The sequence below is a fragment of the Lentibacter sp. genome (genome assembly GCF_965658795.1).
GTDB lineage: Bacteria > Pseudomonadota > Alphaproteobacteria > Rhodobacterales > Rhodobacteraceae > Lentibacter.
Window position 1 is genome coordinate 60,399 of the sequence record NZ_CBFHTG010000008.1, and the last position, 13,187, is coordinate 73,585.

Here is a 13,187-nt window from a genome sequence, read left to right on the forward strand (position 1 = left end):
TCCAGAAGATAGGCAAGGCCGCCCACAGCCGAGAAGATCAGCAAGCCAACGCCCACAGGCATAACCGACAGCCCCAGCGCATCAAACCGCGCCCAGGCCTCAAAGCCGATCAGGTCACCAAGGCTCAACACCACGGCAAACGCCACACACAGCCCGACAACAAATACCACTGCTTTTCTGATCATGCTTTCGCCTCACCGTAGGGTGGGTGAAACCCACCATTCCTTTATCTAGCTTAGCTTCTATAAGCGGTCTTGTCGTCTTTTTCGACACCCTTTTCAAAGCCCAGCCTGCTTTGACCTTCACAGGCGTCTCTCCAACGGCTTCGGCGATATCCTGATCCGAGCCAAGCTGGCGCAGATGCAACATTCCCAAAACATCTTCACAGCACGGCTAGCGCGAAAATTCGGTTTGCGCGAAACTCAAAAGAAAAAAATTGAGTAAAATGAGCAGGTCATATTATGGCAATCGGTGAAGCTGGTAGCATCACAACCAATTCTCCCGTGGCAAATCAGCCAATCACGGTCAATCTGGCCGATCCGCTGACAGACCCGGTCTACGCGCTGACCGCCACCAACAATGGCGGCAACCAGTTTACCCTGCGCATCGTCAACGAAACGCTCGATGCCAACGGCGATGTCACCTCCTTCCAGTTCATTATCGAAGAATGGGAGTATCACGACGGCCCCCATGGCGCGACCGAGACAATCAACTGGATCGCTGTGGAAGAAGGGGTTCACACGCTCCCTGACGGGCGCATCATCGAAGCTGGCACAACCTCGGCCAACCACACCAACAGCTCCGTCACCTTCGCGGGAAGCCACACTGATCCGCCCGTTGTTCTCACCTCGGTGATGAGCAACAACGACACCACAACAGTCGACAGTGACCCGCTCAGCATCACCGCATCAGGCTTCGACGTCCGCCTGCAGGAAGAAGAAGCCGAAGACGGCATCCACGCCAATGAAACCATCGGCTGGATCGCCATCGAGCCGGGCGGTGACGCAACTTCAGGCACAGCCCAGAGCTTTGACAGGCTGGATGAGAACGTCGACACCCACGGCCTCGGCGCGACATTTACCAACTCGGTTGTCGTCGCCGAAACCCAGACAATCAATGGCGGTGACACGGCGACAGTGGTCATCGACAGCCAGTCCAACACTCAAGTCAGCGTGTTTATCGAGGAAGAGACCTCACGAGACGCCGAGGTAAACCACACCAATGAAACCGTTGGCATCATCGCTTTTGAGAACGGGGCCATCCCCTGCTTTACCCGCGGCACGCTCATAGAGACACCCGCAGGCAAAAGCGCAGTCGAAAGCCTCAAGGCTGGCAGCAGCATCCTCACAACCGAAGGCCCCCGCCGCCTCTTGCGCGCCTACAGCCGCCGTATCGCGCGGGCCGAGTTGGTGGCCAACCCGCGCCTCTTCCCCGTGCGCATCCTCGCAGGGGCCTTGGGCCTTGGCCTGCCCGAGCGCGACCTGCTTGTCTCGCCCCAGCACCGTATGGTGGTAAATACCCCCATAGTGGCCCGGATGTTTGATGCCCCCGAAGTGCTCATCGCCGCCATAAAGCTCACGGCCTTGCCCGGCGTTTATGTGGAATATGATGTGGAGGCCGTGGAGTATATCCACCTGCTCTTTGACAGCCACGCCATCGTCTACGCCGAAGGCGCCGCCAGCGAGAGCCTGCTTTTGGGCTCTGAAGCCCTCAAAATGCTGACGGCCGAAGCGCGGACAGAGCTGCAAACGCTGTTTCCCGACCTCTTGCGCGAAGGCGCAACGCCCGCACGCCTCATTCCCGAGCCACGCCGCCAAAAAGCGCTCACCCACCGTATGGCCAAAAACCGAAAGCTGGCGCTCAGCGCTCAGCACATAGCGCGCCCCGCAAGCCTATCCATCGCGGCAGAGTAGCCCACCTTCAGCCCTTGGTAGCCCGCAACCTTGACGGTTACGCTCGGCACAACACGACATTTAACGATTTATATTCAGTAGGATTTCCCTTGCAACCGCGCCCCACGCCAGCCTCATCCTCAAAGAAAAAAGCAAGCGCCCCAGCGCGGCGCAAGAATGTCATGCTTGTCAGCTTTGATGATGCCATCGCCTTCTGGCACTACAAAAGAGCCTTCGGCGTAAAGCTCTACACCCCCAACCTTGATCGTATCTGCGCCCAGTCCACCGCCTTCAAGTCGGCCTATTGCCAAGCGCCCGTGTGCGGCCCCTCCCGCGCAAGCTTCATGTCGGGCCTCACACCGCACCAGTCGGGCGTGTTTGAAAACAGAGTGTCGATCTTTGACCGCGTCGAGCCGCGCGAAATGTGGCCCTATCTGCTCAGGCAAAGCGGCTACTATTGCTCTTCTGGCGGCAAGGTTCACCACAGTTTCAAACCGCTGCCAAAGCCCTTGCACGAGCAGTTCTACGATGACGAGCGCAAGCATTTTCGCATCGACTGGAACCTGCCGGAAGACAAGCCACAAGTGGCCCTCGGCGGTCACCGCAAGGGCCTCGCCACAACCGACCCCGCCGATGACGACTACTATCACGACGCCCATTCGACCAGTTCGGCGATCAGGTTTCTGGAAGACTATAGCGGCGAAGCGCCCTTTTACCGCGAGGTTGGCCTCTATAGCCCGCATGGCCCCTACATCACGCCTCTGCGCTTCAAAGAACACTACCATGTCAACAAGATCAAACAGCCCGAAGCCTGGCGCAACGGCTTCCCCCAAAACGACTACGCCAACAAGATCATCAAAACCGACCCGATTGATGCTGTCCCGGGCTACTGGGCCAAAAGCGTGCGCAATTACATCTCGGCTCTCAGCCATGCCGATTACCAGATAGGCCGCCTCTGGCGGGCGCTCAAAGCCTCGCCCCACGCCGATAACACCGTGCTGATCATTGTCTCCGACCACGGGTTTCACCTGGGCGAGCGCAGCCGCTTCCGCAAAACATCGCTCTGGGAGCAGGTCGCCAATGTCCCGCTCATTGTGCATGACCCCGATACGCCCGAGGCCCGCGTGGTGCACGACCCTGTGCCGCTCCTCGACGTGGGCGCAACCGTGTTCGACTATGCTGGCCTGCCCCCGCTCAAAGGCCGCGTCGGCCGCTCTTTGCGCCACTATATCAAAGGTGGCAAAGACCTTGGCCGCGCTGTGCCGACCTTCTATTTTGACAACGTCAGCCTGCGCAAAGGCAAATACCGCCTCATCCGCTATGTCGATGGCAGCACCGAATTCTATGATCTTGAGAACGACTGGTGGCAAACCAAAGATCTGGGCGAGGATCACCCCGACTTTGCCAAAACCATGCAAGCGCTTGGCGAAGCTTCGGCAGAATACGGGCTCGACATCACCAAAGCCCGCCCGCGCCCCATGGAGCCCCGCTCCAAGAAACTCGCGGCAGACCCAAATGCAGAAACGATCTATGTCTGAGGGGTCGCCCCCTCAGACCTGAGCATGTGGCGCAAATCGCGCCTTAGTAAACCACCACGCTGCGGATACTCTCGCCCGAGTGCATAAGGTCAAACGCTGTGTTGATCTCTTCGAGCGGCATTTTGTGGGTGATCATCTCGTCGATCTCCACTTTGCCGTCCATGTACCAATCCACGATCTTGGGCACATCCGTGCGCCCCTTCGCGCCGCCAAAGGCCGTGCCTTTCCAGACACGCCCTGTGACAAGCTGGAACGGACGCGTGCTGATTTCGGCCCCCGCAGGCGCAACCCCGATGATCACCGAAACACCCCAGCCACGGTGGCTACACTCCAGCGCATCGCGCATCACCTGCACATTGCCTGTCGCATCAAAGCTGTAGTCAACGCCGCCAAACTGGTCTTGCTCAGTCTTGGTGAGGTCCACAATCGCCTCGGTCACGCTCTGGCCCGAAAGCTTTGAGGGGTTCACAAAGTCGGTCATACCAAATTTGCGCGCCATGGCCTCTTTGTCGTCATTGAGGTCGACACCGATAATCTTGTCAGCCCCCGCCATGCGCAGGCCCTGAATCACGTTGAGACCGATCCCGCCCAGCCCGAAGACAGCAGCCGTCGAGCCGATCTCGACCCCTGCGGTGTTGATCACCGCGCCAATGCCCGTGGTCACACCACAGCCGATGTAGCAAATGCTCTCAAACGGTGCATCCTTGCGCACTTTGGCCAGCGCGATTTCGGGCATCACCGTGTGGTTGGCAAAGGTCGAACAGCCCATGTAGTGATAGATCGGCGTGCCATCGAGCATCTTGAAGCGCGTGGTGCCGTCGGGCATCAGGCCTTGGCCCTGCGTGCCGCGAATGGCGGTGCACAGGTTGGTCTTGCCCGACAAGCAAGCGTGACACTCGCGGCACTCAGGCGTGTAAAGCGGGATCACATGATCCCCCGGCACCAGCGTTGTCACACCTTCGCCCACCTCAAGCACAACACCTGCGCCTTCATGGCCCAGAATACTGGGGAACAGCCCCTCAGGGTCATCGCCCGAACGGGTGAACTCGTCGGTGTGGCACACCCCTGTCGCCTTGATTTCAATCAGAACTTCGCCCGCCTTGGGGCCTTCCAGCTCAACTTCCATAATCTCGAGCGGTTTGCCCGCCTCAAGCGCCACTGCTGCACGTGTCCGCATCACTTCTCTCCCGAATTTGCTGGCCAGAGCCTGCGACAAGCGCAGACCAGTTGCAAGACTTAGGGGGAAGGTACACACAGTTATTCCCCTGAGAGGAAATCGTAACCTCTGTTACGTAAGGCTGTGGTTTAGGGGGTTTTCCATATGTTTTTTATACGATTTGTCATTATCGCGGCCAGCCTTGTTGCGCTATCGGCCTGCCAGCTTGCACCAACAGAGCCTGTCGGCCCGCGCGTGGGCGATGTCTCAAGCGACCCGTGCGGCGCAAATGACCTTGGTTTCATGACAGGTATGCGCGTCGGCGAAGTCCAGTTTGACACTGTAGACCGCCCCGTCCGTATCGTCGGGCCACGCAGCGCCATCACGATGGATCACCGCCCCGAGCGCCTCAATGTCAACATTGACGCCTCAGAGCGGATCACTGGCTTCAGATGCGGCTGATCACTTCTTGACGCGGTAAGCCTTGTGGCAAGCAGCGCATGTGCCGCCCAGCGTGCCCATGCCCGCTTGCAGCCACTCAAGCTCGCTTGCGTCAAGCTCTTCTGCGGCTGTGCCCATAGCCTTCGCCTTCATCTCGAAGTCGGCCCAGTTCTCCCAGATCGCGGGCAGCGCTGTTGACTTCGGGTCCATCTCTTGGGCCTCAAAGGCCGCAGGCACTTCAGCCGCGTGATCAATCAGCGCCTGGCGCGCTTCACCGGCCTTGGCCGCATCAAATGCCACCTCGCCCTTGGCCATACCACCCAGCGTGCCTGTCGCGTTTTTCACGCCATCCATCAGCATCATCCGCGCTTTCACAGCCTCGTTTTCCACACCTTCGGTCATGGCAAACCCCGTGCCCGCAAGCGTCGCACCCAGTGCCAGTGTCACAAAAAATTTCTTCATAGCTACTCTCCTATTGGCTGATCTGATTACGCCACGGAAAGCACAGCCGATCAACACAAGCTTGCGTGACAGGCCAAAAACCGCGCTATAATAGCCTCATGTCACCTGATCAGCCTGACCACGCCACACTCTACCAAGCCTTGCTTGACCGCGATGCAAGCTATGACGGGCAGGTCTATGTCTGCGTATCGTCCACAGGCATCTTCTGCCGCCTCACCTGCCCCGCGCGCAAACCCAAGCAAGAGAACTGCACCTTCCGCACCTCCACAGCCGACTGCATCGCAGCAGGCTTTCGCGCCTGCAAACGCTGCCACCCGCTGGCCTAGAGCTTGGCGCGCGCCGTCTTCTTGCGCACAGGCGTCGGGCGCACACGCGCCTCGATCATCTCGTAAAGCGTGCCGGCAATATTCTTGCCGCTCGCGCCTTCGATCCCTTCAAGCCCGGGTGATGAGTTGACCTCAAGCACCTTCGGACCGTCACTGGCGCGCAGCAAATCCACGCCCGCCATGTGCAGCCCGAATGCCTTGGTGGCTTTCAACGCCACATCGCGTTCAGCCTTTGTGAGCTTTACCGCCTCGGCCTTGCCGCCACGGTGCAGGTTCGAGCGGAAGTCACCATCCGCCCCCGTGCGCCGCATCGAGGCAACAACCTTTCCACCAATCACAAAACAGCGGATATCCTCGCCCGCGGCTTCCTTCACAAAGTTCTGCACCAGAAAGTTCGCCTTAAGCCCGCGAAACGCATCAATCACCGATTCTGCTGCCTTCTTCGTTTCTGCCAGCACCACGCCTTTGCCCTGTGTGCTCTCCAGAAGCTTCACAATCAGAGGCGCCGTGCCAACCAGCCCGACAATCGAGTTGGTGTCCTTGGGGCTGGCCGCAAAAGCCGTGTTCGGCATCCCGATCTTGTGGCGCGCCATCAACTGGTGCGCATGGAGCTTGTCGCGGCTCGCCGTAATGCCTTGCGAAGAGTTCACACAGAATGTGCCGATGGTCTCGAACTGGCGCACAACCGCCGTGCCATAGGCCGTGATCGACGCCCCGATCCGCGGGATCACCGCGTCATAGCGCGCAAGGCGCTTGCCATCATAATGCACCTCGGGCGCCAGCGCATTCAGCGCCATATAGCAGCGCGTCGTGTCGATCACCTCCACAACATGGCCCCGCTTCTCGCCCTCTTCCACAAGGCGGCGGGTCGAATAATTGTCCTCACGGCTCAAAACAGCAATCCGCAGCGCCCGCTCGGGTGCTGCCTCGCGCAAGCGCTTGGAATGATAGACATCATAGCTCAGCTCGGGCTGCAAAAACCGCTCTGTCGCCACGATGGTGATATGATCTTTCAGCGCCTGCCGCCCCAAAAGCATCCGGCTGTTCATGGTCGCGCGGTTCGTCAACGTAATCTCGACAGGCCAGCGGTGTCCGTTCACCAAGAGCGGTGTCTCGATAACATAACGATTCTCGCTCTCCCCGTTGGAAGAGGTCACTTCGCGGCGGTCCTTGATCTCGGCAGAGCAGGCAAAGACAATATCGTCACGCCCCGGAACAGGGTGCACCATAAAGCGCACCTTGGGCTTGCTGGCTGCGCCAAACACCTCGATATCATAGGCATGAAGCGCCGATGTCTTCGCGCCGGTGTCCACTTTGGCCTGAATGGCAGGCAAACCAAGGTCTGGCAGGGCCAACCACTCCTCCCACCCAAATGACAAAACGGAATTACTCTTCTCAAGACTCATGCGCTGCGATCCAATGTTTGAAAAATAGCTGTGGCCGAGCCTAACCGATAAGGTCTCATTCACCAACTTGCGCCCCATTCGCACAGTTTTTATCCTAGGGCTAGCCCTTACGTTCATCGGCTTGGCCCTTGGCATTCAGCTCTATTTGCGCCAAGAGACAAAACCATGACACAGCCCTTCTCCTTCTCCCTCGCCGCCACCTCTGGCAAAGCCCGCACCGGCACGATCTCCACCCCCCGTGGCGAGATCCGCACACCTGCGTTCATGCCGGTTGGCACCGCCGCCACCGTCAAGGCCATGATGCCCGAAAGCGTGCGCGCCACAGGGGCCGATATTCTCTTTGGCAACACCTACCATCTCATGCTGCGCCCCACAGCCGAGCGCATCGCCGCTCTGGGCGGCTTGCACAAGTTCATGAACTGGGAGCGCCCGATCCTCACAGACTCAGGCGGCTTCCAAGTCATGTCACTGGCCGATCTGCGCAAGCTCACCGAAGAAGGCGTGGCGTTCAAAAGCCACATCGACGGCTCCAAGCACATGCTCACACCCGAGCGCAGCATGGAGATCCAGAAGCTCTTGGGCTCTGACATTGTCATGTGCTTTGATGAGTGCCCCGCGCTGCCGGCCACGCGTGATGACATCGCCAAATCCATGGAGCTTTCCATGCGCTGGGCCAAGCGCTCGCGCACAGCCTTTGGCGAGCGTCCGGGCTATGCGCTCTTCGGCATCCAGCAGGGCGGCTTGGAAGAAGACTTGCGCGGCCAATCCGCCGAAGCGCTTCAAGAGATCGGCTTTGAAGGCTACGCCGTGGGCGGCCTCGCCGTAGGCGAAGGGCAAGAGGCCATGTTCGGCTGCCTTGACTACGCCCCCGACCAGCTTCCCGTTGATAAGCCCCGCTACCTCATGGGTGTGGGCAAACCCGATGACATCGTCGGCGCCGTTGCGCGCGGCATCGATATGATGGATTGCGTACTGCCCTCACGCTCCGGGCGCACGGGTCAGGTCTTCACCCGTCTTGGCGTGCTCAACATCAAAAACGCCCGCCACCAGGATGACCCCCGCCCGCTTGATGAAAACTGTGGGTGCCCTGCGTGCAAAAACTACAGCCGCGCCTATCTGCACCATGTTTTCCGCTCGCAAGAGATCATATCCTCCATGCTGCTCACATGGCATAATCTGCACTACTACCAAGACCTCATGGCAGGCATGCGCGCAGCCATATCCGAGAACCGCTTCGCAGAGTTCGAGCGCAGCTTTCACGCCACACGCGCCCAAGGCGACATCGACCCGCTCTAGGCCCGCGGGCTGATCTGCTCGTTTGGCTTGTGCAAAAAGCACACGAGAGGCAGCGGCCAATGAAAGCGCCGCGCGCATCGTTAAGAGGTCAGATTAACCCTTCGCCAAGCCCCTTAACCATTCGGTTACAAAGCCCGAGCACCGCGCGCTCCGTTCACAGTCCAAAATCCTGTTTTGGCGGTGCACGCATGGTGCACGGGGGGTGCACACATATCACCCCCCCGTTCAAAGCCGCATTAACCATATTTTCGGGGGCTTGATTCGGCGGCCAATCGCGGCCACGCTGAGCGTATGAACATGGCACCGCACACACCCTTTCCAAGCAGTGGCCAAGTGGCCTTTCACCGCACCGAGCTGGCGCTCATTCTGGGGCTTTACGGCCGCATGGTCGCCGCAGGCGAGTGGCGCGATTATGGCATCTCCTGCCTCAAAGACTCAGCCGTGTTTTCCGTCTTTCGCCGCACCGCCGAGCACCCCCTCTACCGCATTGAAAAACATCCGAAATTGCGCCTCAAACAGGGGCAATATTCCGTCATCGGGATGGACGGCCAGATCCTCAAACGCGGCCATGATCTCAAGACAGTGCTGCGCGTTCTGGAGCGCAAGCTCATCCGCGCTGTCAGCGACTGAAGCCCACAAAAAAGGCCCGCCTGCACAGAGCAAACGGGCCTCTTTCAATCTGGCTAAACGCCTTAGAAGTCTAGGTTTTCCACGCTCAAAGCATTCTGCTGGATAAACTCGCGGCGCGGCTCAACAACATCGCCCATAAGCTTGGTGAAGAGGTCATCCGCCTCTGCGATATCCTCGACTTTCACCTGCAAAAGCGTGCGCGCGTCAGGGTCGAGAGTGGTCTCCCAAAGCTGGCTCGGGTTCATCTCTCCAAGGCCTTTGTAGCGCTGCAAGGAAAGCCCGCGCTCCCCCTCTTCAAGGATCGCCTTCAGCAAGTCGAGCGGCCCATAAATCATCTGCGTGCGGTCTTTGCGCTCAAGCCGTGCTGGCGTCCCGTAGACCTCTTTCAGGCTCTCGGTCAAAGTGCCGGTGCGGCGCGCTTCACCCGAGCGCAGCATCGGCCCGTCAAGTGTGCGCACCTCTTCCACGCCGCGCAAAATACGCGCCAAACGGATGCCATGATCCTGCGTGATACGGCCTTGCCAGCCCTTCTCGTATTCCAGCGCAATAAGGTCCAAACGCTTCGCAACCAAGTCGGCAACACCCTGCAAATCAGCCTCGATCGCACCCGGCACAAACGCCCCCGCAATCGCTGCTTGCTCAAGGATGTGGCGCGGGTAATGCGTTGGAAACGCATCCAAAACACGGCGCAGCTGGCGCGCTTCGTCGATCACGCGGATCAGGTCCTGGCCAGCCATTTCGCTGCCATTGCCCAGCTTGAGAACCGCCCCGTCAGAGCCTTGCTGCACAAGGTAGTCGTCCAGTGCCGTCTGGTCTTTGAGGTAGACTTCAGATTTGCCACGCCCGACTTTGTAGAGCGGCGGCTGCGCGATGTAGAGATAGCCACCCTCGATCAACTCGGGCATCTGGCGGTAGAAGAACGTGAGCAGAAGCGTGCGAATGTGCGCGCCGTCAACGTCCGCATCGGTCATCAGAACGATCTTGTGGTAGCGCAGCTTTTCGATGTTGAATTCATCACGCCCGATACCTGTTCCCAGTGCCATCACGAGGTTGCCGATTTCCTGGCTGCCGAGCATACGGTCAAACCGCGCACGCTCCACGTTGAGGATCTTACCCTTGAGCGGCAAAATAGCTTGCGTGCCACGGTCACGGCCCGTCTGGGCCGAGCCCCCGGCTGAGTCACCCTCCACGATGAAAAGTTCTGTTTTGCTCGGGTCTTTCTCCGAGCAATCCTTGAGCTTTCCAGCCAGAAAGTTCACATCCATCGCCGTCTTGCGACGTGTCAGCTCGCGCGCCTTGCGCGCCGCCTCGCGGGCGTGTGCCGCTTCAACGATCTTGCCAACGATGATCTTGGCTTGCGTCGGGTTTTCTTCAAACCACTCCGCCAGCTTGTCCCCCATCAGGCTCTCGACCACAGGGCGCACTTCCGAGCTCACCAGCTTGTCTTTGGTCTGGCTGGAGAACTTGGGGTCTGGCACCTTGACGGAGAGCACACATGTGAGGCCCTCGCGCGCATCATCGCCCGTGAAGTTAATCTTTTCTTTCTTAGCGATACCCGATGATTGGGCATAGTTGTTGATCGTCCGCGTCAGCGCGCCCCTGAAGCCCGCCATATGCGTGCCCCCGTCGCGCTGGGGAATGTTGTTTGTGAAAGGAAGAACCGTCTCGTGGTAGCTATCATTCCACCACATCGCCACTTCAACGCCGATATCGTCCTTTTCACCGACGATATAGATCGGCTCTTCCATGACTGTCGTCTTGGAACGGTCCAGATATTTAACGAATTCCTTAACGCCGCCCTCGTAAAACAGCTCGGATTTAACGGGTTCGGCAGGGCGCTCATCTTCCAGAATGATGCGCACACCGCTGTTGAGAAAGGCCAGCTCGCGCAAGCGCTTTTCCAGGATCGAGAATTCATAATCAAGGTTCGAGAACGTTTCTGTCGAGGCCAGAAAGCGCACCTCGGTGCCTGTCTCGCCATTGGCATCGCCCGTAACGCGCAGGTGCTCCACCGTGTCGCCATGGCTGAACTTTGCATAATGCTCCTTGCCATCACGCCAGACGCGCAGCTCAAGCCAGACAGACAAAGCGTTTACAACCGAGACACCCACACCATGGAGGCCGCCTGAAACTTTGTAAGAATTGCTGTCAAACTTACCGCCCGCATGCAGCTGGGTCATGATGACTTCTGCCGCCGAGACACCCTCTTCTTCGTGGATACCAACAGGAATCCCGCGACCGTTGTCGCGAACAGAAATAGAGGAATCCGCGTGAATTTTGACATTCACATAGTCTGCGTGACCCGCCAGCGCTTCATCGATGCCGTTGTCGACAACTTCATAGACCATATGGTGCAAACCAGAGCCGTCATCGGTATCACCGATGTACATCCCAGGTCGCTTGCGGACAGCTTCTAACCCCTTGAGAACCTTAATGGAATCTGCGCCATACTCTTCGGGTTTCTGCTCGTTCTCTGACATTCTCACGCTTCCTTTGCGATTTTGTCAATTTATACGGTTTATAGGGGGGGATGTCACGCCCAACCGCTATATTTTGTGGCCACTGAGCCCAGTCTGCGAAAGACAGGCATTCGTTGAAAAAGCGCCGGAAATGTCTTTATTTTGACACGCGATTTTCCGCAGTTGGGCACAGTCTCGTGTGACTTTGGCATCATGATAAATCAGAACCCCGCAAAGCCTCGCAAGTCCAAGACGCAGGCCTTCAGGCCAGCCAAGCCCAAGGATGACCAGCTTTGGTCACCGCTGGAATTCGTGCTCTTCAGTCTCGCCATTGTGGCGGTCTTTGCCTTCACGATGGGTCAGGAAAAGTACATTTATGTCGCTTATCTGTTTGAGCCCGTCTTTGCGCTCGGCATCCTCGGCCTTGCGCTGCAATGGGCCTATAAAATCCGTCAGAGAAAGCGCCTAAAGCAGCACGACCTCTGAGGCGCCACCCTCTTCGCGCACCTCGATATGCTGCGCTCGGTCACCAAGCTCCGCAAAGAGCTCTGGCCCTGTTCCTGTCATCCAGGCCTGCGCCCCCAAGGCGCAAATCTCGTCATAGAGCGCCGCCCTGCGGTCGGCATCCAAATGCGCTGCAACCTCGTCCAACAGCACAATGGGCGACACACCCAGTTCTGCTTTAAGCCCGCGCGCATTTGCCAGAATGAGCGAGATCAGGAGCGCCTTCTGCTCGCCTGTGGAACAGTCCTTTGCAGGCACGCCCTTGGCTGCGAAAACACCATATAAATCAGACCTGTGCGGCCCCACCAAAGCCCGCCCTGCAGCCATGTCCCGAAAGCGGCTTTCAGCCAGTGCCTCTGCCAGATCAGCTTCTGTTTCCGGCATACCCCCTTCACTTTGTACAAGCTCAAGCTCAGCCGAAGGAAAGGCCGTCTCCGCGCCGTCTTGAGCTGCCTTGAGCCGCGCAAGTGCCGCAACGCGGTTGTTGTGGATCGCCGCACCACTGCGCGCCATCTGCCCCTCAAGGGCCGCATACCAATGCGTATCGCGCACCTCGGCCTTGAGCAGCCTGTTACGCTCGCGCATCGCCTTCTCATACTCAAGTGACACGTCAGAATGATCAGGGAAAAAGCTCATGCTCATCCGGTCAAGAAAGCGCCGCCGCCCATCAGCCCCCTCGATCCAGAGCCGATCCATTGACGGGATCAACCAAACCATCCGCGCAACCCGCCCCAGAGACGTCTGGGCAGCTGGCTTGCCATCAATCCGAACAGCCCGCGACCCTCCGTCTATAGAGCTGGTTTCCACCTCGTAGCGACGACCATCACTCTCAACCAGCCCCGACAGTTTCCAGCCCAGATCTTCAGGCCGCTTCGCCATATCCTTGGCCGCAGCCCGGCGCATGCCGCGCCCCGGCGAAAACAGCGAGACCGCTTCCAAAATGTTGGTTTTGCCAGCTCCGTTGGAGCCAAAAATAGCCAAAGGCCGCGCATCAACTTCGAGCCGCGCGGCCTTATGAGAACGGAAATGTGAAAGCGCAAGCTTGGTGAGGGCAAGCGAAGCCATGCGTGCTTACCC

12 protein-coding genes and 1 pseudogene are annotated in these 13,187 nt (G+C 58.6%); 7 read left to right on the forward strand and 6 right to left on the reverse strand.

Features of this window, described 5'->3' with window-relative positions; translation table 11 throughout:
* Positions 1-185, reverse strand: a 185-nt coding sequence (locus tag ACTG3X_RS07725) for a hypothetical protein (RefSeq protein WP_439110673.1), incomplete at its 3' end; no start/stop codon positions are given.
* 276 nt (positions 186-461) lie between these two features.
* Between ACTG3X_RS07725 and ACTG3X_RS07730 the strand changes: the two genes are divergently transcribed.
* Together ACTG3X_RS07730 and ACTG3X_RS07735 are read left to right on the forward strand one after the other, a co-directional pair.
* Positions 462-1,913, forward strand: a complete 1,452-nt coding sequence (locus tag ACTG3X_RS07730; protein WP_439110674.1) for a Hint domain-containing protein — start codon at positions 462-464, stop codon at positions 1,911-1,913.
* Positions 1,914-2,074: 161 nt separating this feature from the next.
* The gene (locus ACTG3X_RS07735; protein ID WP_439110675.1) at positions 2,075-3,430 is read left to right on the forward strand and encodes a sulfatase-like hydrolase/transferase; all 1,356 of its coding nucleotides are present in this window, start codon (positions 2,075-2,077) and stop codon (positions 3,428-3,430) included.
* A 43-nt stretch (positions 3,431-3,473) separates the two neighbouring features.
* Here ACTG3X_RS07735 and ACTG3X_RS07740 read toward each other — a convergent pair whose 3' ends face one another.
* Positions 3,474-4,607, reverse strand: coding sequence for an S-(hydroxymethyl)glutathione dehydrogenase/class III alcohol dehydrogenase (locus ACTG3X_RS07740; protein WP_439110676.1), 1,134 nt, complete (start codon positions 4,605-4,607; stop codon positions 3,474-3,476).
* A 144-nt stretch (positions 4,608-4,751) separates the two neighbouring features.
* Here ACTG3X_RS07740 and ACTG3X_RS07745 point away from each other — a divergent pair, with 144 nt between their 5' ends.
* On the forward strand, positions 4,752-5,048 hold the full coding sequence (locus tag ACTG3X_RS07745; protein ID WP_439110677.1) for an I78 family peptidase inhibitor: 297 nt from the start codon (positions 4,752-4,754) through the stop codon (positions 5,046-5,048).
* On the opposite strand, the gene ACTG3X_RS07750 is transcribed toward ACTG3X_RS07745, so the two are convergent.
* Positions 5,049-5,489: a c-type cytochrome gene (locus tag ACTG3X_RS07750; RefSeq protein WP_439110678.1), complete on the reverse strand. Its 441-nt coding sequence runs from the start codon at positions 5,487-5,489 to the stop codon at positions 5,049-5,051.
* A gap of 98 nt (positions 5,490-5,587) precedes the next feature.
* Between ACTG3X_RS07750 and ACTG3X_RS07755 the strand changes: the two are divergent.
* A pseudogene (locus ACTG3X_RS07755) lies at positions 5,588-5,809 on the forward strand (Ada metal-binding domain-containing protein); the annotation flags it as partial.
* 2 nt (positions 5,810-5,811) lie between these two features.
* On the opposite strand, the gene rimK reads toward ACTG3X_RS07755, so the two are convergent.
* Positions 5,812-7,221: a 30S ribosomal protein S6--L-glutamate ligase gene (rimK, locus tag ACTG3X_RS07760; RefSeq protein ID WP_439110679.1), complete on the reverse strand. Its 1,410-nt coding sequence runs from the start codon at positions 7,219-7,221 to the stop codon at positions 5,812-5,814.
* Positions 7,222-7,386: 165 nt separating this feature from the next.
* Between rimK and tgt the strand changes: the two genes are divergently transcribed.
* Both tgt and ACTG3X_RS07770 read left to right on the forward strand, forming a co-directional pair.
* On the forward strand, positions 7,387-8,517 hold the full coding sequence (gene tgt, locus ACTG3X_RS07765) for a tRNA guanosine(34) transglycosylase Tgt (RefSeq protein ID WP_439110680.1): 1,131 nt from the start codon (positions 7,387-7,389) through the stop codon (positions 8,515-8,517).
* Positions 8,518-8,808: 291 nt separating this feature from the next.
* Positions 8,809-9,147 carry a DUF2794 domain-containing protein gene (locus tag ACTG3X_RS07770; protein WP_439110681.1) on the forward strand — a complete coding sequence of 113 codons (339 nt, stop codon included), beginning with the start codon at positions 8,809-8,811 and terminating at the stop codon, positions 9,145-9,147.
* Positions 9,148-9,209: 62 nt separating this feature from the next.
* Here the strand turns inward: ACTG3X_RS07770 and gyrB are convergent, their stop codons facing one another.
* On the reverse strand, positions 9,210-11,627 hold the full coding sequence (gene gyrB / locus ACTG3X_RS07775; RefSeq protein WP_439110682.1) for a DNA topoisomerase (ATP-hydrolyzing) subunit B: 2,418 nt from the start codon (positions 11,625-11,627) through the stop codon (positions 9,210-9,212).
* Positions 11,628-11,768: 141 nt separating this feature from the next.
* Between gyrB and ACTG3X_RS07780 the strand changes: the two genes are divergently transcribed.
* Positions 11,769-12,092, forward strand: a complete 324-nt coding sequence (locus ACTG3X_RS07780) for a hypothetical protein (protein WP_439110683.1) — start codon at positions 11,769-11,771, stop codon at positions 12,090-12,092.
* Here the strand turns inward: ACTG3X_RS07780 and recF are convergent.
* The gene (gene recF / locus ACTG3X_RS07785) at positions 12,072-13,175 is read right to left on the reverse strand and encodes a DNA replication/repair protein RecF (protein WP_439110684.1); all 1,104 of its coding nucleotides are present in this window, start codon (positions 13,173-13,175) and stop codon (positions 12,072-12,074) included. The two genes, ACTG3X_RS07780 and recF, sit on opposite strands and share 21 nt — an antisense overlap.
* Positions 13,176-13,187 lie beyond the last annotated feature (12 nt).

Bases quoted from the DNA above. Each gene is read 5' to 3' on its own strand.
- ACTG3X_RS07730 (WP_439110674.1), top strand. From the start codon at position 462: ATGGCAATCGGTGAAGCTGGTAGCATCACAACCAATTCTCCCGTGGCA.
- ACTG3X_RS07735 (WP_439110675.1), top strand. From the start codon at position 2,075: ATGCTTGTCAGCTTTGATGATGCCATCGCCTTCTGGCACTACAAAAGA.
- ACTG3X_RS07740 (WP_439110676.1), bottom strand. From the start codon at position 4,607: ATGCGGACACGTGCAGCAGTGGCGCTTGAGGCGGGCAAACCGCTCGAG.
- ACTG3X_RS07745 (WP_439110677.1), top strand. From the start codon at position 4,752: ATGTTTTTTATACGATTTGTCATTATCGCGGCCAGCCTTGTTGCGCTA.
- ACTG3X_RS07750 (WP_439110678.1), bottom strand. From the start codon at position 5,489: ATGAAGAAATTTTTTGTGACACTGGCACTGGGTGCGACGCTTGCGGGC.
- rimK (WP_439110679.1), bottom strand. From the start codon at position 7,221: ATGAGTCTTGAGAAGAGTAATTCCGTTTTGTCATTTGGGTGGGAGGAG.
- tgt (WP_439110680.1), top strand. From the start codon at position 7,387: ATGACACAGCCCTTCTCCTTCTCCCTCGCCGCCACCTCTGGCAAAGCC.
- ACTG3X_RS07770 (WP_439110681.1), top strand. From the start codon at position 8,809: ATGAACATGGCACCGCACACACCCTTTCCAAGCAGTGGCCAAGTGGCC.
- gyrB (WP_439110682.1), bottom strand. From the start codon at position 11,627: ATGTCAGAGAACGAGCAGAAACCCGAAGAGTATGGCGCAGATTCCATT.
- recF (WP_439110684.1), bottom strand. From the start codon at position 13,175: ATGGCTTCGCTTGCCCTCACCAAGCTTGCGCTTTCACATTTCCGTTCT.